The organism is Proteus sp. G2674, assembly GCF_009915195.1.
Lineage (GTDB): Bacteria > Pseudomonadota > Gammaproteobacteria > Enterobacterales > Enterobacteriaceae > Proteus > Proteus mirabilis.
The window spans coordinates 1-22,568 of the sequence record NZ_JAABLS010000022.1; the positions used below are offsets into that span (position 1 = coordinate 1).

General features: G+C 37.6%; 18 protein-coding genes. 1 reads left to right on the top strand and 17 read right to left on the bottom strand.

Translation table 11 applies throughout. The annotated features are described in order from the left end of the window. Nucleotides 1–222 precede the first annotated feature (222 nt). The 17 genes from flhA to cspE all read right to left on the bottom strand — a co-directional run bounded on the left by flhA (nucleotide 223) and on the right by cspE (nucleotide 21,387). Nucleotides 223–2,313 carry a flagellar biosynthesis protein FlhA gene (gene flhA / locus GWI58_RS10130; RefSeq protein WP_049197044.1) on the bottom strand — a complete coding sequence of 697 codons (2,091 nt, stop codon included), beginning with the start codon at nucleotides 2,311–2,313 and terminating at the stop codon, nucleotides 223–225. Continuing rightward, on the bottom strand, nucleotides 2,306–3,454 hold the full coding sequence (gene flhB, locus GWI58_RS10135) for a flagellar biosynthesis protein FlhB (RefSeq protein ID WP_004243547.1): 1,149 nt from the start codon (nucleotides 3,452–3,454) through the stop codon (nucleotides 2,306–2,308). Before flhB ends, flhA begins: the two co-directional genes overlap by 8 nt. Nucleotides 3,455–3,882: 428 nt before the next feature. Beyond that, nucleotides 3,883–4,539 (bottom strand): protein phosphatase CheZ, encoded by a 657-nt coding sequence (gene cheZ, locus GWI58_RS10140; RefSeq protein ID WP_004248348.1) that lies wholly within the window; start codon nucleotides 4,537–4,539, stop codon nucleotides 3,883–3,885. A gap of 9 nt (nucleotides 4,540–4,548) precedes the next feature. Beyond that, nucleotides 4,549–4,938, bottom strand: a complete 390-nt coding sequence (gene cheY / locus GWI58_RS10145; RefSeq protein ID WP_004243551.1) for a chemotaxis response regulator CheY — start codon at nucleotides 4,936–4,938, stop codon at nucleotides 4,549–4,551. Between the two features lie 59 nt (nucleotides 4,939–4,997). Further along, nucleotides 4,998–6,050 carry a protein-glutamate methylesterase/protein-glutamine glutaminase gene (locus GWI58_RS10150; protein WP_004243552.1) on the bottom strand — a complete coding sequence of 351 codons (1,053 nt, stop codon included), beginning with the start codon at nucleotides 6,048–6,050 and terminating at the stop codon, nucleotides 4,998–5,000. Continuing rightward, nucleotides 6,043–6,933: a protein-glutamate O-methyltransferase CheR gene (gene cheR / locus GWI58_RS10155; protein WP_004243555.1), complete on the bottom strand. Its 891-nt coding sequence runs from the start codon at nucleotides 6,931–6,933 to the stop codon at nucleotides 6,043–6,045. The genes GWI58_RS10150 and cheR overlap by 8 nt, the downstream gene beginning before the upstream one ends. A gap of 6 nt (nucleotides 6,934–6,939) precedes the next feature. Then, nucleotides 6,940–8,586, bottom strand: coding sequence for a methyl-accepting chemotaxis protein (locus GWI58_RS10160; RefSeq protein WP_110229106.1), 1,647 nt, complete (start codon nucleotides 8,584–8,586; stop codon nucleotides 6,940–6,942). A gap of 59 nt (nucleotides 8,587–8,645) precedes the next feature. After that, a complete protein-coding gene (locus GWI58_RS10165) occupies nucleotides 8,646–10,352 on the bottom strand; it encodes a methyl-accepting chemotaxis protein (protein WP_161769149.1) in 1,707 nt (568 codons plus the stop codon). Nucleotides 10,353–10,699: 347 nt separating this feature from the next. Further along, nucleotides 10,700–11,200 carry a chemotaxis protein CheW gene (gene cheW / locus GWI58_RS10170; protein WP_004243558.1) on the bottom strand — a complete coding sequence of 167 codons (501 nt, stop codon included), beginning with the start codon at nucleotides 11,198–11,200 and terminating at the stop codon, nucleotides 10,700–10,702. A gap of 21 nt (nucleotides 11,201–11,221) precedes the next feature. Next, on the bottom strand, nucleotides 11,222–13,441 hold the full coding sequence (cheA, locus tag GWI58_RS10175; RefSeq protein ID WP_161769150.1) for a chemotaxis protein CheA: 2,220 nt from the start codon (nucleotides 13,439–13,441) through the stop codon (nucleotides 11,222–11,224). Nucleotides 13,442–13,476: 35 nt separating this feature from the next. Beyond that, nucleotides 13,477–14,526 (bottom strand): flagellar motor protein MotB, encoded by a 1,050-nt coding sequence (gene motB / locus GWI58_RS10180; protein WP_004243565.1) that lies wholly within the window; start codon nucleotides 14,524–14,526, stop codon nucleotides 13,477–13,479. 2 nt (nucleotides 14,527–14,528) lie between these two features. Next, nucleotides 14,529–15,422, bottom strand: a complete 894-nt coding sequence (gene motA, locus GWI58_RS10185; RefSeq protein WP_004243566.1) for a flagellar motor stator protein MotA — start codon at nucleotides 15,420–15,422, stop codon at nucleotides 14,529–14,531. A gap of 134 nt (nucleotides 15,423–15,556) precedes the next feature. After that, complete coding sequence (flhC, locus tag GWI58_RS10190) at nucleotides 15,557–16,138, bottom strand: flagellar transcriptional regulator FlhC (RefSeq protein ID WP_004243567.1); 582 nt, start codon at nucleotides 16,136–16,138, stop codon at nucleotides 15,557–15,559. 2 nt (nucleotides 16,139–16,140) lie between these two features. Then, entirely contained in the window at nucleotides 16,141–16,491 is a 351-nt protein-coding gene (gene flhD / locus GWI58_RS10195; protein ID WP_004243568.1) for a flagellar transcriptional regulator FlhD, read from the bottom strand. 3,317 nt (nucleotides 16,492–19,808) lie between these two features. Continuing rightward, nucleotides 19,809–20,507: an MgtC family protein gene (locus GWI58_RS10200; protein ID WP_004248352.1), complete on the bottom strand. Its 699-nt coding sequence runs from the start codon at nucleotides 20,505–20,507 to the stop codon at nucleotides 19,809–19,811. 364 nt (nucleotides 20,508–20,871) lie between these two features. Then, nucleotides 20,872–21,066 (bottom strand): protein DsrB, encoded by a 195-nt coding sequence (gene dsrB, locus GWI58_RS10205; RefSeq protein ID WP_004243572.1) that lies wholly within the window; start codon nucleotides 21,064–21,066, stop codon nucleotides 20,872–20,874. A gap of 108 nt (nucleotides 21,067–21,174) precedes the next feature. Further along, nucleotides 21,175–21,387 carry a transcription antiterminator/RNA stability regulator CspE gene (gene cspE, locus GWI58_RS10210; RefSeq protein WP_004243573.1) on the bottom strand — a complete coding sequence of 71 codons (213 nt, stop codon included), beginning with the start codon at nucleotides 21,385–21,387 and terminating at the stop codon, nucleotides 21,175–21,177. Between the two features lie 455 nt (nucleotides 21,388–21,842). Between cspE and GWI58_RS10215 the strand changes: the two genes are divergently transcribed. Beyond that, complete coding sequence (locus tag GWI58_RS10215) at nucleotides 21,843–22,349, top strand: YlaC family protein (protein WP_004243574.1); 507 nt, start codon at nucleotides 21,843–21,845, stop codon at nucleotides 22,347–22,349. Nucleotides 22,350–22,568 lie beyond the last annotated feature (219 nt).

The window sequence follows — 22,568 nt, forward strand, 5'->3', positions numbered from 1 at the left end:
AGCCCTATTACCAAACAAGCTATTAATATTTAATTTTCTTTCTATTATTCTATAAGCTTCTTTATCAAAATAAATCTCACCATATCCATGCTTAATATTAATTTTATTTAAAAATATACTCTATATATAGAACAATTACTTATATTCTTCTTATTTAAACTAAAAAAAAACCACTAAATGATGATTTAGTGGTTTTAGTAGACTTTTATCAATGGTTAATGATTAATTATTTTGTCCACCAATCATTGATGTCATACGAATATGACGACCTTCGCTAATTTCCATATTTGATAATACCGCTAACTGTGGCAAGCTACGGCGTAAAAAGCGTGATAACAGCGAACGTAGTGCATGGTTAACCAAGAGTACTGGCACGCCCCCTGACATCTCTTGACGGCGTACCGCATCTAAGGCTTGTTGTTCAATGTTTTCAGCAAGGCCAGGCTCTAATCCCCCCCCACTTTGCATCGCTTGTAATAATAGACGCTCTAGTCCCGCATCTAATCCGATAACTTGTATCTCTTCTTTATCACCAAACCAGTGTTGTGTTATCGCCCTGCGTAATGCCACACGAACTACCGCCGTTAATTCTGCCGGATCTTTTTGCTCAGGTGCATGCTCTGCTAGTGCTTCTAATATGGTTCTCATATCGCGAATAGGCACTTGCTCTGCCAACAGGTTTTGCAATACTTTATGTAACACCGTTAATGACAGCATATCGGGGATCATATTTTCCGTCATTTTCGGTAGTTCTTTGCTTACCCTATCAAATAGCATTTGCGCTTCTTGGCGACCAAATAACTCTGATGCGTATTGGTTAAGTACATGATTAAAATGTGTTGCAATCACTGTACTTGCCGCCACAACCGTATAGCCTTGTACTTGTGCTTGCTCTCTTAAACTGTCATCAATCCATACTGCAGGTAAACCAAATGCCGGCTCTTGAGTGTTATCACCTTCTAGCGTTCCGACTGCATTACCGGGGTTTATGGCCAACCAACGCCCAGGATGAGCTTCGCCATGGCCGATTTCTACCCCTTTCATTAAAATGCGGTAGGAGGAAGGTTTTACTTCCATATTATCGCGAATATGTACAACAGGAGGTAAATACCCCATTTCTTGTGCAAACTTTTTGCGAATACCACTAATTCGACCTAACAATTCACCATTTTGGCGATTGTCGACCATGGGAATAAGACGATAACCCACTTCCATTGACAGCGGATCTTCTAATTGCACATCTTCCCAAGAGGCTTCAACAACCCGATTTTGTTTTTCAACTTGTTCCAACTCTTTTTGTTGTTGCACTTGAGGACTGCTATGGCGTTTTAAGATATACCATCCTAATCCTGCTAATGCAGCCGTAAAGAAGAGGAAAACAAAGTTTGGCATACCTGGTACTAACCCTAACAATCCTAAAACGCCCGCAGTTAGCATTAGTACACGAGGGTTATCAAAGAGTTGCGTCACCATTTGTTGACCGACATCTTCATCGGTTGCAACGCGAGTAACAATAACACCCGCCGCTGTTGATATAATCAGTGCTGGTATTTGTGCCACCAGCCCATCACCGATGGTTAATAAGGTATAAGTGCTTGCCGCATCGTTAAGTGCCATATTATGTTGTGCAACACCGACCACTAAACCACCAACGACGTTTATTACCAAGATCATTAAGCCGGCAATCGCATCCCCTCGGACGAATTTACTTGCACCATCCATAGATCCATAAAAGTCAGATTCAAGCGAGACTTCTTTACGACGTTTTTTAGCTTCTTCTTCGTTTATGATCCCAGCATTTAAATCAGCATCGATAGCCATCTGCTTACCCGGCATCCCATCTAATACAAAGCGTGCGCCTACTTCAGCAATACGCCCTGCACCTTTGGTGATAACCATAAAGTTAATCAGAATAAGAATGATAAAAACAACGATACCGATAGCAAAATTGCCACCTACGAGGAAATGACCAAAAGCTTCAACAACACGCCCTGCAGCTGCTGAACCTGTATGTCCTTCCATCAAGATAATACGTGTTGATGCAACGTTAAGCGATAAGCGTAACAATGTAGTGAACAGGAGTATTGTAGGAAAGGCAGCAAAGTCCAATGTGCGCCTAGTAAACATGGCCACTAATAGCACCATGATAGAAAGGGCAATGTTAAAGGTAAACAATAAGTCCAATAGAAAAGGTGGCAATGGCAGTACCATCATTGACAGTATAAGCAAAATAAGTACTGGCCCTGCCAGTATCTGCCACTGAGAACTTTTCCAATTTCCCGGCAAGCGGAGTAATGAGGCCAAATTAGCCATGACGATTATCTTCTCCAGCAAAGTCCAGTGCGGGAGGCACTGGCAAGTTCATAGGTTGTTTAGGTTTTAAACCACCTTCGGTTTTCCATCGTCTCAGTTGATAGACCCAAGCTAAAACTTCTGCAACAGCGGCATAGAGTGTTGCAGGAATAGCCTGTCCTATCTCACTGTGACGATATAACGCCCTAGCAAGCGGTGGCGCTTCTAGAAGCGGAATTCGATGTTCAGCACCAATTTCTTTAATTTTTAAGGCAATGGCGCCCGCCCCTTTAGCAAGTACTTTTGGGGCAACCATTTTGTCGTTATATTGCAAAGCAACCGCGTAATGCGTTGGGTTAGTGACAATGACATCTGCTTTTGGCACATCTGCCATCATTCGTCGCCGCGACATCTCGTGTTGTTGTTGGCGAATACGCGCCTTTAATTGCGGATCACCCTCTTGTTGTTTAAATTCGTCTTTGATTTCTTGGCGTGTCATGCGTAACTTTTTCAAATGGCTACGAATTTGAAAAATAATATCGAATGCCACCATCGGGATAAGCATAAAAACCGCAATATAGACCGCAAAAATAAGCAGTTGCATCGCATTAGCTAAAGCACTTAAAGGAGGAAGCGTGATCAAATGAAGAATATCGTTCCAGTTGTGCCATAAGAAAACCGTTGCGGCTAAGCCGACAAAGAGTGATTTTAAAATCGCTTTAAATAATTCAGCTAACGCATTCATTGAAAAAATACGTTTTAAGCCAGAAATAGGGTTCCATTTTTTCGGATCAAACTTGATAGATTTGCTACTAAAATTAATCCCCCCCAATACGGCTGAACCACCAATTGCCACTAAGACCAAGCCTAGAAACACTGGCGATAACGCAAATACAGCCTGTTTCATTAAACTGGCAAAACGGGGGATCAATAAATTCTCGTTGCCGATTATGTGGTGATTAAAAGTAAAACCTTCCGTTAGCATGGCATAGAGCTCACGAGTGATAAAACGCCCACTCATCCACAGTAGACTGACGCCCCCTAAAATCATTAATACGGACGAAAGCTCTTTGGAACGAACAATTTGCCCATCCTTTTTCGCTTTTTCCCGTTTATGGGGTGTGGGTTCTTCTGTCTTTTCGAGATCGCTATCTTCAGCCACAGTCTGTCCGATTTAGATAATTAGATTAAAGCCTGAATGAAATGTCTCTTAGCATGACAAATTCAGAAGAAATTGATGGGTTGAACAATCGCAAATTTACGGGGCTTTTTGGGCTATGAAGGTATAAACAGCAAAAAAGTGTGCTACTTACACATCACCTTTGAAACAACATATTTATTTGGTGCAAATATGGAGGGTTTATCGCAAGAATAATTCTGTGGTGAATATAAGGTAAAAGCGTGTATTTCTCACCATCAAACAAAAGCCGCTTAGATAAAGCGGCTTACATTTTCTTCAATAGCCTGCGCTATTAACCTGTTTTTTGGTTGTTTTTTATCCATAAAATAGAACATCCTCAAAGAGCAGAGATAGAGCGAATGCCTCCTGCAAGCCAGTTATGTCCTTATCGCCCTAAACTCACCAATAGATTAGAAACCTAAACTTTCCAGTAAATCATCAACCTGATCTTGATTCTTAATCACACCAGCATTGTTTTTATTGACTTGTGGGCCATTTAATAATGAATCAGTCTCTTTTTTCGCATTGGATTTTTCAAGTTGCTCTGGTGGCAGATTTTCCATTAATACCATAACAAGTTGTTTTTCAATTTCTTGAACCACACTCATCATACGTTTAATCACTTGGCCTGTTAAATCTTGGAAATCTTGCGCCATCATAATTTCAAGTAATTGGCTATTTGTAAAAGCCGCACTTTCAGGGATATCCCGCAAATAATTGCGGGTATCCGTTACAAGAGAGCGTACATCTTTGAGATCTTCTGGATGCTCAAACCATTGATCCCAGCGTTCAGTTAACTTAGTTGCATGACTACTTAACTCATCCTGTTTTGGTTGCGCAGCTTCCACACAATTTAATGTACGCTCAGCTGCCTGAGCGGTCATTTGAGCAACATAGTCCAATCTTTCCCTTGCATCAGGAATGGCTTCTGCTGCTTCTGCTATTGCTTTATCCAATCCTAATTCTCGCAAACTGTCGCGTAACATACGCGTCAATTGTCCGATCCGACTGATAATATCTGACGTTATTTCGACATTATCTTTCGGCATAATTGGATCCCCACTCATTGCGACTCCTTAGATGCCCAGTTTTTCAAAAATTTTATTGAGTTTTTCTTCAAGAATGGCTGCAGTAAAAGGTTTAACAACATATCCACTTGCTCCTGATTGTGCAGCAGCAATAATATTTTCTTTTTTCGCTTCGGCGGTCACCATCAGAACGGGAAGCGTTGCAAGCCCTGCGTCACTACGAATATTCTTCAGCAACTCTAACCCATCCATATTGGGCATATTCCAATCGGTGATAACAAAATCATATGCCGAACTCTGTAACTTGGCTAACGCGTCAGCACCATCTTCTGCTTCTTCTACGTTCATAAATCCTAACTCCTTTAGTAAATTACGAACGATGCGGCGCATTGTTGAAAAATCATCAACCACTAAAAATCTCAGATCCTTACTTGCCATTGAAAACTCCTTCAAAATATATTGGCAAATTACTGTGTTGCTGTTTAAACTGAACTTAATCAGATACGCAATGATTGTGTTGTGCTGATTTTCATCAGCACGGCTTTACTCATTGAGCTTATACTTTTTACCTCATCTACGGCTCCCAATTCGACCGCGGAACGAGGCATCCCAAAGACGACGCAACTTGCTTCATCTTGTGCAAATGTGTAGCTACCTGCACGACGCATTGCTAATAAACCTGTAGCACCATCACTGCCCATCCCTGTTAAAATGACACCAATAGCATTACGCCCCGCATATTTAGCAACCGAATTAAATAGCACATCAACAGAAGGTCGATGCCGATTTACCGCAGGATCTTTATTTATATGGATCTGGTAATTAGCACCATTACGACGAAGCTCCATATGATAATCACCCGGTGCGATGTAGGCGTGTCCAGGTAAAACCCGTTCTCCATCTTCAGCTTCTTTCACACTGATTTGGCATAAACGGTTTAACCGCTCTGCAAATGAGTGGGTAAACCCCGCCGGCATATGTTGGGTTATTAATACTGCAGGACTGGTAATAGGTAATGGCTCTAAAAAATGACGAATAGCCTCGGTGCCCCCTGTTGAAGCACCAACAGCGATTAACTTTTCACTCGAAATCATGGGAGTAAATGATAACGACTTAGACGGTAATGTTTTCGTTTCATGACGACTAATTCTTGCCTGAGCCGCTGCTCGGATTTTTTCTGCAATAAGTTCACTGTAGGCCAACATTCCTTCACGTAGACCTAACTGAGGTTTAGTGACAAAATCAACCGCCCCCAGTTCTAATGCTTTTAATGTCACTTCTGAACCTTTGGCTGTGAGTGATGAAACCATCACCACTGGCATAGGGCGTAAGCGCATTAATTTTTCCAAAAAATCAATACCATCCATGCGTGGCATTTCAACATCTAACGTCAATACCTGTGGATTAAACTTTTTTATTAAGTCACGAGCGACTATCGGATCTGGCGCACAATCAACGACCTCCATATCATGGTGACTATTAATTATTTCTCGCATGATCTGGCGCATTAACGCCGAATCATCAACACAGAGTACCGTTATTTTATTCATAACCTCTCCTTGCTGGTGTCAGCCCGTAAACCGTATGCCCCTGCAAGTAAAAATCCTTGCTTAGTTGGCTCACATTTTCAGAATGCCCTACAAACAACATTCCATCGGGTTTAAGCAATGGTATAAATCGATGAAGTAAGCTTTGCTGTGTCGTTTTATCAAAATAAATCATGACATTACGACAAAAAATCGCATCAAATGGCCCTTCTAATTTCCACTGCTTATCAAGTAAATTCAAATACTGAAAAGTGACCATCTCACTTACTTGTGGTCTAATTTTCACGTATCCGGCAAAATCACCAACACCTTTGAGAAAATATTTTTTCAAATATTCTTCGTTTAACGTTTTTAACTCTTCCAGTCGATAAACACCTTTACGGGCTTTTTCCAACACATTAGTGTCGATATCGCTGGCAATAATTTTTGTTTTATAGGGGTTATCCCCAAAAACATCGCGCAAAGTCATCGCTATTGAATAAGGCTCTTCTCCAGTAGATGCGGCAGCACACCATACTCGGTAAACTCCTCCTGCCCTGTTTTTGGCGTGTTTAGCCAAAATAGGAAAGTGATGTGCTTCCCTAAAAAATGCAGTTAAGTTTGTGGTTAACGCATTAATAAACTCTTGCCATTCAGGGTTGCATACATCACTTTTTAGAAACGCAAGATAGTCACCAAAGTTATTCATCCGTAATTCACGTAACCTCCTCGTGAGACGGTTATAAACCATTTCCCGTTTGTTGTTAGTCAGCACAATACCTGCTTTTTGATAAATCAATTGGCAGATTGATTGAAACTGATCATCGGACAACATAAACCGTTCAGAAAAAAAATCTAACGGTTGAGCAGCGATATCTGGCAATTCTTCAGTAACATTACGTTTCATTATTTTTTAATGGGTTTTTTTAAAAAATGATTTTTTATCTGCTTTCTTCAACCCATTACCTTCTAAGGAGTGAGAAAATCCGTCTTCATCCGTGTCAGGCAATTCGAATGCCGATACAGCATTAACCAGGTTGTTAGCCTGATCTTCTAATGCTGTGGCAGCAGATGCTGATTGCTCCACCAAAGCAGCGTTTTGTTGTGTCACCTGATCCATCTGACTAACAGCATCAGCAACTTGGTGAATACCTCTACTTTGTTCGTCTGAAGCCGAGGCAATTTCGGCCATTAACTCAGTGACTTTATTTACAGATGTGACAAGCTCCTCCATCGTTTGCCCCGCATCATTCACTAATCGAGAGCCCTGAGAGACTCGAGATACAGACTCATCAATAAGTGTTTTAATTTCTTTAGCCGCTTCAGCACTACGCTGAGCAAGATTACGCACCTCTCCTGCAACAACTGAGAAACCGCGTCCTTGTTCACCCGCTCGCGCCGCTTCTACCGCAGCATTAAGCGCTAAGATATTGGTTTGAAAGGCAATACCATCAATGACACTAATAATAGCGCCTATCTTTTGAGAACTTTGAGTAATAGCATCCATCATTTCAACCACACTGTGAGTGATTTCTCCGCCTCGTAGTGCAGTTTCAGATGCAGATTCCGCCAACTTACTCGCTTGTAACGCGTTATCCGCATTTTGTTTAACTGTCGCCGTTAATTGCTCCATACTCGCAGCCGTCTCTTCCAAAGAAGCAGCTTGTTGTTCTGTGCGCGAGGATAAATCGGTATTACCTTTGGAAATTTCTTGAATACCCGAATACATCGCCTGACTGTTATCACGAACAATACGAATAGAGCGCACCAACTCGCCACGCATCTCACGTAACCGTCTAAAAATGTCACCTATTTCGTCATCGGTAAAAACCAGAATTTCACGATTTAATTTGCCTGTTGCGACATCATTAAAGTAACGGCTTAAACTTGCGAAAGGTTTAATAATATTAAAACTTAACCAGCGATGAGAGGCGATTGACACCACAATTACCATGGTGATTGCGCCAATAAACATTAAAATAGCGATGGTATAAAAATGATGTCCTTGTTCAATCGAATCAGCCACTTCATATTGAACGTAATTCATATAGGTATTAAATGAATTTTCCATCGCAGTTTGATAGCGTTCCGTAGGTTGATCTAAAAACCCTTGAAAATCGCCTTTTTTTAACATGCCATGTAATTCAACTAGTGCACTATAAAGAACGTGATAATCATTTTTTACGGTATTAAAAATCTCTTTTTCTTCTTGTGGAATAACCTCTTGATTAATATCTGTAAGGAAATTTTGAAAATGAGTATTTGCTGTTTCCAAACGTGATAATGCGATTGATTCAATAGATTGGATATAATCTGTTGACTGTTCAGTTTTCATTCCTATCGCAACGCGATTTATTGCATTACGTGCTTGTACTAAAGATACCCAACTTAATCCTAATTCATCTCGCTTAGCAGTATCTAAATCAATTCGAGTGATCTGATTGTTGTTTAAATGAATAATTCCCAGTGAGATCCCACTGGAAATAACTTGCATCACACAAAACATCATCAGTAATAAATAGAGACTGGTGGATATCTTTAATTTACGAAACCTAAACATGCCTTCACCTCGTTATAAGCGGTAGCAAATCACTACCGCTTGTCAGCCACTTGTTGTTGTTAGAAAGTTTCCCAGTTAGCGGGATCTTCAACACTGCTGCTCTTTTTCTTTTCTGAGGTTCCTGGTTTTATAAGTGGAGCAGCGGCTTGTACTACAGGGGGTGCATCCAATTCCTTTTTCTCTAATGCTTTTTCTTCCTGACCCGGTAATTTGAAGATGGAAACTAAGCGGGTTAATGCAACTGCTTGATCTTCAAGACCCGCAGCGGCGGCGGCAGATTGTTCTACTAAAGAGGCGTTTTGCTGAGTAACACGATCCATTTCAGAAACCGCAAGACCCACTTGTGAAATTCCTCGACTTTGTTCATCCGATGCCGAGGCAATTTCCCCCATAATATCGGTAACACGTGTCACAGATTCGACAATACGAGTCATGGTTTCCCCTGCACTTTCAACTAATACCGATCCGGTTTCAGTGCGACTAACAGAGTCTTCAATCAACGTTTTTATTTCTTTAGCAGCTTCTGCACTTCTCTGTGCAAGATTACGAACTTCGCCGGCAACTACCGCAAATCCGCGACCATGCTCACCGGCTCTCGCAGCTTCAACAGCCGCATTCAACGCCAAAATATTGGTTTGAAATGCGATACCATCAATCACTGCAGTAATATCGGTGATTTTTTGAGAACTTCCGGCTATGTCGTGCATCGTTTGCACCACATTAGCCACAACTTTTCCACCTTGGCGGGCAATATCTGAGGCATCATTGGCAAGGTTACTTGCTTGGCGTGCATTATCAGCATTTTGTTTTACTGTCGCCGTTAACTGCTCCATACTCGCAGCAGTCTCTTCTAATGAAGCAACTTGCTCCTCAGTACGTGAGGATAAATCATTATTACCTGCGGCAATTTCACTGGTGCTGTTATAGATATTCTCAGTACTTTGATAAACACCACGAACAGTATGTATCAGCTCTTGTTGCATGTGCTTTAAGCCACTGGCTAATAAGCTCATTTCATTACGTCCATGCACCTCGATATCGGGACGTAGATCCCCTTCAGAAAATGCTTTAATATTTAATAACAATGAGTTAAGTGGTCGAATTAATGCATTGCGCAGGGCAAACCAACAAATGATTAATGCTGTAACAACAATAATGGCTAATATCGCCATCGTGAAAATAGAACGCTGATGAGAAGCTTCTAATGCACTATTTAATTGATTATTAAACTTCTCATTACGCATAACATAAGCAAGATACTCTTTATAAAAACCATCTTGATAAGAAGTCGTTGGTTGTTCGAAAAAATCTTTTAAGTTTTTATCTTGCAGTAAAATTTCTAACTGATTTAATGCAGAAAAATACTCAATAAAGCGCCCTTTTAAATTGCGTATTTCTTCTTCTGAATGAATTTGATAAGCATTTATATGCTGTTCAAACTCTTTAAATTTATCATCGGCCCGAGACATATTTTTACGTGCCAGACCAGTTAAATATTCTACAGACAATGAGCTATCAACATTCAGATCTTTATCCTGTAACAGATAGCTTATAGCTGCACGATTAATATTGTTACGCGCTTGCAATAAGTTTGCCCAGCTTTCATCTAAACGTTCACGCTGTTTTTGTATTGTGAGAGTTTTATCCAGATCTTGTCTTGTTTCACTGAGATTTGAGTAAAAAACACCCCCGGAGATAAACTGCAAAACACCAAACAACAGAAGAATGGATAACAACCCAGTCACTATTTTCATTCGGCTAAACATGAGTTTCCCTTTTTATAATAGATGGTATGACCAAGTTATCGGCAGACTTAAGAGAAACTTTATAGGTTTTATCCTATATAGATACTATTTTCTATCTACAACAAATAAATTAAATATCAATAAGTTATATTTTAAATTCTCATTTTAAAAACCTGCTAGGCATAATGCTCATTCATCTTTTAGTTAATACATTTAAAAAAAATAACTTAACTAAAATTAAAAGTACTCTTTCTGCTTTAATTTCACTTAATTAATATTAAAGCCCCAAGAAATAACAAATAATTGAAAAAACTATTCCGGCAAGATAGCCGGAATAGTATTAAAGAATAAGATTAATAGGCTAAACTTTATTTAGCCATAATTGTTGCGCTATCAACTAATTCCATTTCTTCGCTATTGAGTAATTTTTCAATATCAACCAGAATTAACATTCTTTCATCTAAAGTACCCAATCCTGTTAAATATTCTGTTGACATTGTTACCGCAAATTCAGGAGCAGGACAGATTTGTTCAGGTTTTAAAGTTAATACATCAGAAACACCATCAACAACAATGCCGACAATACGGTTGAGTAAATTAACCACGATCACCACTGTGTTGTCATTATAGGTAACATTTTCTTGTGAAAATTTAATGCGTAGATCAACGATAGGTACAATAACCCCCCGTAAATTGGTTACACCTTTAATAAAACTAGGTGCATTCGCAATACGAGTGACTTGGTCATAGCCCCGAATTTCTTGTACTTTTAGAATATCAATGCCATATTCTTCGTTGCCCAACGTAAAAATTAGAAATCCTTGTCCAACAGTTTCACCGGATAATTTCTCGAAATGTTCCGCAGCCATAATCTTATTTTATCCTCACTATTAAATAACTGTATGCGCAGTTGTATTCTTTTTCTTTTCTGTCATTTGAGAATGACTTAAACGTTGTAATTCTGGAACATCAAGAATTAAAGCAACACTACCATCGCCCATGATTGTGGCAGCAGAAATACCCGGTACTTTTCGGTAATTGCTTTCTATATTTTTAACAACCACTTGATGTTGACCAACTAACTTATCGACCAATAAAGCATAACGGCGCCCTGCACTTTGTACGATAACCGCAATAGCTTGAGTAATATCGGTTTGCGCACCTTCAATATTAAAAGTACGGTGTAATTCAATAAGCGGTAAATATTCACCTCTTACTTGCAATAATTTTTCATCTCCTGCTAAAGGATAAATATCCTCCTCTTCAGGTTGTAATGAGCTAACCACTGTTCCTAATGGTAAAATAAATACTTCATCATTCACTTTTACTGACATGCCATCTAAAATGGCCAATGTGAGTGGCAGCAAGATGCGAATGCGTGTGCCTTTTCCAACTTCAAAACTAATTTGAATTTGCCCACCCATTTCTTGGATATTTCGTTTTACAACATCCATACCCACACCACGTCCAGAAACATCGGTGACAACCTCAGCGGTAGAGAAACCTGGCGCAAATATCAACATCGCAACTTCTTCATTGCTCATATTTTCAGAAACAGCTAAGCCCGATGATATCGCCTTTTTCAAAATACGCTCACGATTTAATCCAGCACCATCATCTGTCACTTCAATACAAATATTGCCACCTTGATGCTCTGCTGAAAGCGTTAATTGACCCGCCTCTGGTTTGCCCGCCGCAATGCGATCGGCAGGCATTTCAATACCATGATCAAGACTATTACGGACTAAGTGAGTTAAAGGATCGATGATTTTCTCAATTAAACTCTTATCAAGCTCAGTTGAACTACCAATCATATTTAACTCAACTTTTTTATGCATTTTGCCAGCTAAATCACGAACGACCCGCGGAAAACGACTAAAAACATATTCCATCGGCATCATACGGATAGACATCACTGACTCTTGCAGATCACGAGAGTTACGCTGTAGCTGTGCAATACAACTGAGTAGATCACTATGAATAGATGGCTCAAGCGTGTCACTATGTTGCGCTAACATAGACTGAGTGATCACCAATTCCCCGACCAAGTTAATCAGTTGGTCCACCTTTTCAACCGCAACGCGAATACTGGTTGATTCCGTTTTGGCCTGAGCAACAACAGGTTTTCGCGCAGGCGCTGGTGTCGCAGTTGGTGGCAAGGTTGTGGCAACTTTATTCACTTCATCTGCTTGACTATTTTTATTCAACTCAGCAACGTTTTTTTCTATCGTAGCTGGCTGCTCTGTTTGAGCAGCAGGCTGGATACTTTCTGTCACAGATGAGGGTGAGTGTTCGGCTTGCTCTTGCGTTTTATCTGTAGACTTTACCTTTTCCTCAGTATCAGCAACGTTAGCAAAGGAAATCTGTTCTGGTTCAATCACAAAACATAATACCGCACTGATATCTTCTTGAGTTGCTGTGGTTTTTAATACCGCTTCCAACCCATGGTGCTGTTTTTCAACCTGACTGACTTCACCGAGATGCTTTAATTCATCTAGCATTAAATCAATATCGGTCTCTTTTAAATCAGATAAAATAATATGGTGCTGATAAAGACCGTCAGTATTTGGTGTATTAGCCGTTGCTAGCGGTTGATTTTCTTTACTAAGCTCATCGTCAGTATGATGCACTGCAGAAACAGGAGTGATGTTCTCCGTTGGGGCATTACTTTCAGCTAAAGATACTGAGTCACTCCCCTCACCTAATTGAGTTGATTGTTCCTCTTTAACTTCTAGAGCTAACTGACGCAACTTCTCACAAATATAGTTAAATGTTTCCTCGTCTGGCTCTTGTGAGTTTTTATGTGCATCCAATTGCTGTTGCATAATATCTTTCGCTTCCAGAAACAGGTTAATAATGTCATCGGTAAGTACCATTTCATGGCGTCTTGCACTATCGAGCAAGTTTTCCAGCACATGAGTGGTCTGCTGAAGTTTAACGAAGCCAAATGTTGCGGCTCCTCCTTTTATGGAGTGCGCACTACGAAAAATAGCATTTAACTGCTCTTGATCTGGGTTTTGCGGATCAAGTAACAGTAAATGCTGTTCCATATCAGCTAACAACTCATCTGCTTCATCAAAAAATGTTTGATAAAACTCGGTAATATCCATCGTTACTCATTCACCTTTACGCGATTACATACAAACTAAGGAGTTGTTTCCTGTTTTGTCGTAATATTTGTCGATTGTGATGGCAAACTTTCCCCAGAAACTCCTGTTTCAACATTTTCCTTTTTTGATTCGGGAAGCTTAGATGTAGAAGAAGACACAGACGAATTCGTCTGTGTATTTTCTCCGTTTTCTTGTGGGGTTTCTTGCCCTGAAAGCAGAGGTTTAATTTCTGATGCCTCTTTTATTGCTGGTGCAACCCGCTCATTTTCATGTACAATTTTCTTTTCTTCCTGCTTAGTTAAAACTAATATACTGATCCTTCTATTCGCCGGAGCAAAACCATCCTCTTTTACTAAGTGAACAGTTGATGCCATACCTACAACCCGTAGTACTTTCCATTCTGCAAGCCCAGCACCAATAAGTTCTCGACGAGATGCATTAGCTCGATCCGTTGATAACTCCCAGTTACTGTATTTGAGTGCACCACTCGCATAAGGAATATCATCGGTATGACCTGATAAACTGATTTTATAAGGCGAGTCATTTAGTATTGGCGCTATCGCAGTTAAAATATCTTTCATATAAGGTTCAACAGTGGCACTACCAACTTTAAACATTGGCCGGCTTTCTTTATCTATAATTTGGATACGTAAGCCTTCGTCCATCATGTCGATTAATAAATGAGGTTTTAAATCTTTTAAGCGAGGATCTTGTAAAATAACTTGCTCTAAATTCTCTTTCAGTTTACGGAATTGCTGTTTTTCATTGAGCTGTTTATCTTCGACACCTTTTGGCAGTACATCACCTTCGTTATACACAGGATCACGTCCTCCCCCTGGTATCGGGTTTGTCACGTCTCCACTAACGCGGCCTTTTTCAATGGCAACTTTTAGAGGTGTGCGAAAATATTCAGCAACACGAGTTAACTCTTGAGGACTAGCGATAGAAAGTAACCACATCACCAGAAAGAAAGCCATCATGGCAGTCATAAAGTCAGCGTAAGCTATCTTCCACGCACCATGTTGTGCGTTGTGCTGTTTTTTCCCTCGCTTTTTAACTCTGATTATCTGTGAATTACTTTTCATAATTACTCTTCTTTCATTGCATCAGGATTTGCCTGCATCGGTGTCCGTACCTGACGTACATGTTCTTCCAATTCAATAAATGAAGGTCTGTCTGCCAGAAAGAGGGTCTTACGACCAAACTCAACCGCTATCTGTGGTGCATATCCATTCATGCTAGATAACAAGGTAGTCTTGATGCACTCCATCATTTTCATTTGTTGACTAGAGCGTTGTCTGATACGAGAGGCTAATGGTGAAACAAAGCCATAAGCTAATAAAATACCTAAGAAAGTACCTACCATTGCGTGACCAATAAGTGCCCCCATTTCCCCAGCAGGTCTATCAGCCGCACCTAGCGCATTAACCACCCCCATAACTGCGGCCACAATACCAAATGCGGGTAATGAATCGCCCATCGTAGAGAGCCCCGCCGCAGGTACTTCACTTTCTTCTTCAAAAGTGGCAATTTCTTCGTCCATTAGCGCTTCAATTTCATAAGGATTCATATTCCCCGTCACCATCAAACGCATATAATCAGTAATAAAACTGAGCATATAAACGTCTTTCATAATGCGAGGATATTGGGAAAAAATGTCACTTTGTTGTGGATTTTCAATATCTCTCTCTAATGCCAACATGCCGTTTTGGCGCGCTTTAGACAGCAAACGAAACATTAATGCCATTAGATCCATATACATCGCTTTATTGTAGTTAGTGTTACGAAGTAATTTCGGTAGGATTTTTACCGTTGATACGATCGCACGACCATTATTACCTACAACAAAAGCACCGATACCGGCACCAAAAATAATTAAAAATTCAGCGGGTTGATATAATGCGCCTAGATGTCCACCTACGAGGGTAAACCCTCCGAGGACAGCACAAATCACCACGATATATCCTAAGAGTACTAACACGCGATATCCCTTTAGCTAATTTCGTTATAGAGAGAATGGCGAACATAACCGCAAGGAGATAGGAGGGGAAGAGGAAACAACTCAGGTTATAGAGTCTTTAATCTATAACCTGATATTTAACTTTCAATCTCGAATCACATTGCAAACTGTTCAAGACCATCCAACAGTTGTAAGTTAATATCGGCAGGATTGGCGGAAAGTTTACGTTTTTTTATTGCCCGAGATGGAGGCTGACAAAGACTACAAACATAATTACTTGCAGGCTGATGTGCGTGTGTAATAAATGAACCATTACATTTGGTACATACAGAAAGTTGTAACATACCACTTTCAACAAAACGAACTAATGTCCATGCTCGTGTTAGTGCTAAAATAGGTTCTTGATCTTTAACAGGTGGACATTGTTCTAAATATAAACGATAGGCTTTTACAACAGCTTCAACACCTACACTCCCCCCGCTTTTTAATAAAAAGCGGTAAGCATTATAAAACATTGAAGAATGGATATTTTGTTCCCATGTCATAAACCAATCTGTTGAAAAAGGTAGCATACCTTTAGGAGGAGGGCTTCCTCTTAATTCTTTGTATAATTTAATTAAACGCCCTCGACTTAATTGCGTTTCGCTTTCAAGCATTTGTAAGCGAGCACCTAAGGTGATTAATTCCATTGCTAGGCGAATATCTTTCGCCTCTCGGACGATACTTTTCTCACTCATTGTTATGCCCGTTTCTTTGTAGCAGAGGTATCATGTTCCGATAGTTGACGGAACAAGTTAGAAGAAAGAAGGATACCAGTATGAATTTGTTGCAAATCATCCACTCTGGATTCTTTAGTGAGTTGTTCTATTGTTTCGCTGTCTTCAAACCGGAAATTACAGATTAGTTGGTTTGTTTCAGCCAACTTAACCAATTGAGGCAATGTTAGCTCTTTTAGTGCATCAGCCATAGAATCGCTGATACCCAGTCTAAACATTGCGGAAGCCTTTTCTTGGTTAATTAACCTCTGCGCCAAAAGCAAATACGATAAATTTATGTCATAAATATGCTTAAGCAATTCAACCGTACTCATCTCTTTACATCCCGTCCGATTATATTGAACAAAGAGGATCTTGTTTAAAGTAAGATCCCGAGGAAATTAATATAAATGTATATTGAATTTCCAGGCCCCATTTTATGAATATGACTCGTAGTAACACTACCTTGTATTACTTGATTACGATCATTTCAAAAAGTAGCGAGAAAAACATTTAAATTAAAAAGGATTTTAAATGCTCGCCAATATATCACGTTAAGAATAATCCTAACGAGATAACTTTACTCCTTAATGATTAAGTTATTCAACGGATAAAGTAGTCTAATTTAAATACTATGTGAGTTACATCACAAAAAGATAATCATTATTATGGAATTAGTTCATTAACTATTCAAGTAATATTAGTAATAAAACTTGCTGAGAATTAATAAGCGAATCTACCCAAATTAAAATATTAATGATAATTTTTTATTTTATACGATCTATTAAACTTATAAACCTAAAAATACAGCATAAAAAATTGACAAATCTAAAATTGAAGTTTTTTTCGATCATAGTAACATATATTGCCATAGCTCCTCCTCATCTTTGTCTGAACAAAGCACTTGTGTTTAATAAATATTTCTATAGATATAGTTTTTTTAGTCATTTACTGAAAACACCATAAATGATCACTTTTTATTTACAATTAGCATAAAAAACAACCAATCATAATTAATTTGAGTTATCTAATTTTATAAATTAATTAAATAAAAAAAATTACACTTAAAATTCATAAAGATAAAACATAACACTCTTACATTAGCAGGATAAGTTATACAAAATTAAATTCCTAGTTATGCATCTTACCTTATAAATTATTGAATATTTATTTCTATCACATAAAAGTTTTATTAATAAATAATTAAAAATTACTAATCAATAACTAAAAGTGCAAAATAATAAAGCTATATAACTCTTTATGCGTGTTTTACCGAACAAAGATTAATCAATATAAAAAAACATGACAATACAGGTAAGATTTATTTATGGTTTTTACGTAACAATCAAATTACTTACCAACTTTTTTTAGAAAAACAAATATAAATCCATAGGAGAAAAAACCTCATTTAAAAATATAAAGTAGTAATAATAACTTTATTTACCCAATTAAATTCGATAAAAAAAATATATAATATTTGACTTATACTTAATATAAACAAAAATAATTTATTTTTTATATTTTAGCCATTACATTTATATAAAAAAATAAAAGCACATATAAATAAAAAAAACAGGCTATTATTTAAATAACATAGTATCAATAAGTAAAAAAACAGATTGATTTTATTAAAATAAAAAACAATTAATTTATTATAAATAATCAGTGTGATTTTTTTATTTCTTATCCGTTATTCTGATAAAAATAGACTAAAAATGAAATAACTATTTCATTTTCAGCAAAAAAGTTTTACCGATCTCTTCTTTCAAAATGATTGAGACATAGAAAATTTAGAATGGAAATTCCAACTTACTCATTTGCAATTTGATCAATCCCTATCCTGCTTTAACGCTCACCACCTAAATATTAACATTTGTATAAATCATTTATCCAATGTCAATATTAACAACTATTTTTGATCAAAATAACCTCTTATTGCCTACTCAATCATCATCATTAATAAACTGTAAAATAGCAAATGTTACTTTTTTTATATATGACAGATAAGATAGCTTAATTTACGACCAAAAATAATACGTTTTTTATTTTTATTTGTCTTTTTTTTAAGCATGTTTTCCGATGGTTTGAGAAGAGTAGCCTTAGCCATTTCTTAGCGCTAATCAGCTAATATCAATGCTTAACAAAAGAGAAGATGGGTTCTTCTAAGAAAGGTATTGATAAAAAGACTGCTTTTTTAAACAAAAAAGCAAACTTATTTTTATCATTTTTATTTATTGTGATATTGATTATCATCAACATTACTCAAATAAAGAGTAGAGTTGGTAGGAAATAACTTTTTGACAGACAACACACAATAAGCAGATTGATATAACAAATTTATTCAAAATAGTTATTTATCACTATTTTTTATCATAAAAACAAATAACCTCAGTTACGCAACTCATTACTCAACGATCTCATTTTTATGTAACAAATAAGATAAAAATATTGTTAGCCATCTTTCTGTTACCATCAACTATAATTGTTTACGTAACAACGCCCAATAACATGAGCAATAGTTTAGAAATCGATTAGCCTTTTATCGACCATGTTCTTTTTGATTCTCGCTAACCTTTAGTATTTTCTTTTCCCCGTACTTTTACTTAATCTTTTTAATCATTTTTGTATCATGATATAATACGAAAAATAAGCCTCTAATTATTTCTAATAGAAATTACAATGGTGCATTTATTTCGTTATTCGATGATTTTTTCTTCTATAAGTCAGACTCATCTTCTTGATAAAGATATAAATAATGTAATATTGAAATAGATATTTTATACAATAAATAGATTAGTATGTTTTTTCAACCAGTATAATAAGATTACTTATTGGTAGCATTTCCCCTACAGCTTGTTTACAAAAAAAATTTATATCCTAATGATATGTATCAACAACCAACACTTTCCCCCATTCATCAGCTTTACTGTAGCCCCCTGCTGTGTCATCTACACAACTTTTCCCTTCCCCTGACTTGCTTTAAGTGCACTTTTATCAAAAATATTTCTCAAAAAGCAGTAGGTTAACGATCGTCAAATAAAGAATAATGATAAATAATTCATCGAATATATTGAAATTGTTTGAGAATATCATCGAGTGATATGTACGACACCAAAGTTTTCAATAGAGGCATGTAGTAAATGCATCTTGTCTTAAGCCCTTTAGTAACGATTTTGTGTGCTAGGACAATTAATAGACTCATCAAATGGATTTTTAGTAGGAAAGCTTACCTACCAACTCGGCTTAACATAATTTTAAAATGCGTTTTTTGATTTAAAATAAGTTTTTATTGATAAATGGTTTTTTATTATAGATAACTTTATTCTTTCAGCTAAACAAATATTGATGATACATGTTATCGATCTTATTCAGCTATAAACATAGTTTCACAATGAATAATTACACATATGAAATAGGTTACCTTTAACCACCAGTATTAATACTTAGTTAATTTTCTATTATTTATAATGCTAAACTGTATTAAATAGCGTTTAAAATAAGCTAAATTCCCTCGTTTTCAGTTATTGTTTTATATTCTACTTTTGTTGATATTACCCCCACTATTCTTATAAAACACATTAACAAGCTCTATTGCTGTGGGGATAACCTCTATTCATACTCACAAAGTATTATATTTTATATCCATAAAGTATTAGGCGGGATGCTCAGAAGCAATTTTCCAATTAATTGCACTGACACTTTTTTCTAAACTTATCCTGCAAACAATGGCTTCTATCTCTTTTTGCTCAGCTGGAGTTGCCAACACTTCAGCACAAACTTCTAATTGACTAGGCATTGGTGTATCTGCGCTACTTAATGATTGCAATCTCACGTGTAAACCATTTATGGCTTGCAAAATAAGTGTTCTTACCAAAACTTCATCGTGGGTATCACAAACAATACGAATAGAATAGCGTTGTTCAATATCTGTCGCTTGATATTGCGGTTGGGCATTTATTCGTTGAGCCGCTTCCCGTAATAGAATATTGGCACAAAGAATAAGCAATGTCGCCACGGTAGCAAGTGGATAGAGTCCAAGTCCACATAACACACCAATGCCCGCAGAGCACCAAAGTGTCGCCGCGGTATTAAGACCTCGAATATTCATTCCTTCGCGCATAATCACCCCTGCGCCTAAAAAACCAATACCAGAAACCACTTGTGCAGCAATCCGTCCTGGGCTATCGGGAGAAGTTTCAATGGAGCTTAAGATAAATACCGCAGCACCGGTCGCCACTAAAGCATTGGTGCGAAGTCCTGCCATTCTTTGACGCCATTGTCTTTCGGCACCAATCAAGGCACCAAGACACATTGCAACAACCAAATTTAAGATATAAGGAGTCATAGCCATTTTAATTTCCTCCATAAACAATGGCTAAAAAAACACGCCGTTATACGGCTAATGAAGTAATACAGCAACGGATCTTTGGCTACAGCAATCTAGGAGGAGGAAATAAGGAGAAAAAAACATAGCACATAAAATCACCTCTTAGTAATAAGAGCATCTCAAGGTTAGTGCGATTCTATGTAAAACGAGATTCAAGAAGTGCACTGCCCACCGGTAGGTAAGCAGTTTTAGCGAAGAAAACGGCTTACCAATTTATTTTTTGCATTAATTTACTACTTTGCGTATCCATCTGTTTTCTCTTCGTCAAAATTTGGCTGGTAGTATAAATAGGCCATTGCACAATGTAAATGAACGCTTCCTAAACCAATCATTTTTGTTGTACTGGTCGAACAAAAGTACCTTCACCACCTTCTTTTTCATTAAAAAACCAAATACCATTCGGATATTCAGGTAGTGAAACCAAGTACATAATGCCTTCATTAAATTCTTCAATCAGTAAAATGGTTCCTTGACGATCTTCACAGCCGTCCGTTTTTACTACAACATGATCATTAACGTTCATTTTTACTCCTGATAAAAATTCTCATTATCTTCTTTTTATTTTACCCATAAAGAAAAAGCCTGCCACCAGAAGGTGACAGGCTTGAAGAAAATTTTTAAAAGGCTTTTATTACAGAGCTGTTACGTTAGCAGCTGCTGGACCTTTTGCACCGTTTTCAATTGTGAATTCTACGTTCTGACCTTCAGCCAGAGTTTTGAAACCGTTACCTTGAATGGCAGAAAAGTGAACGAATACGTCTTTGCTTCCGTCTGCTGGAGTAATAAAACCAAAGCCTTTAGACTCGTTGAACCACTTAACTTGACCTTTCATTTTGTCAGACATGTGACTTTCCTATATATCAATAAAACGTTGCCTTCTCGGCATCTACTGGCCTGAACTACCTATAACTTATGGGCACACATGAAGAAAACGGTCAAAAAGCGATGCTGTTTAAAACTCATTAACTTAGAATGTCAATCATAAATCAGGTCTGTATTTAGGCCTTACTCATTAACGCATGAGATAGGGTTAATAGCAATAGTTTTATGCATTGAAAGATTAAAAAAATGCAAATTGCACATAAAAAATACAAATTCGCCTCTATTTTTGTCACTGTCTATAAAATTTATTTGATATTTTATAGCAATTATTAACAGCAAGTAGGAATAGTCTTAAGAGACTAACAATAACAGTTAAGCGTCGAATTTAAAAAAACTGTTCTATCTGCTGATCCTGTCTCCATGATAATCTATTCTTAAGAAACAAATTTGCAACATTCATCTTTTAAGGTATTTACAATGAATGTATTAAAAGACATTTTAGAGCGTGATTTAGCACGTATTAATGCCGCAGAAAAGCGTGATGGCAAACCACACTTTAATAGCCAATTTTTAAAAAATCATATTTGGCTTTGCGTCAGTATGGTGTTGTCATATTTATTACTGGCCGCTTTGCTTATTTACTCTCCTTACTTTGGGGTCATTTCGCTGACTCTTTTCACTTTGATGTTTATTGTGATGGCAGGAATACTGCTATTTGATATCAAACCTATTTATAAGTTTGATGATATCGGCGTTCTTGACCTTAGAGTTTGCTATAACGGCGAATGGTATACTTTTGAAAAATTATCTGATGAAGCGATTAATGAGATACGCCAGCACCCGGCTATCCCAGCGCAAATAAAAGAAGACATCAATGACATTATACGCACAAAACAAGAGATACACTTTTATGACGTGTATTTAATCGCATTCGATCCCATCACCAAACCGATTTCGTCAGAAAAATTATCACCCCAAGTCTAATACTATGAGAAATTCTCCGTGTTATTGCACACAACACGGAGAACCTTAACCATTTTTTAGCCATATTGTCCATAAACCAATCAAACAGTTAATTAATCTATTTTTTAACGTTGACACCCTGATATATCATCGCTATTATGCGCCTCGTTCTCACGAGAACACAATTCCTCCATAGTTCAGTCGGTAGAACGGCGGACTGTTAATCCGTATGTCACTGGT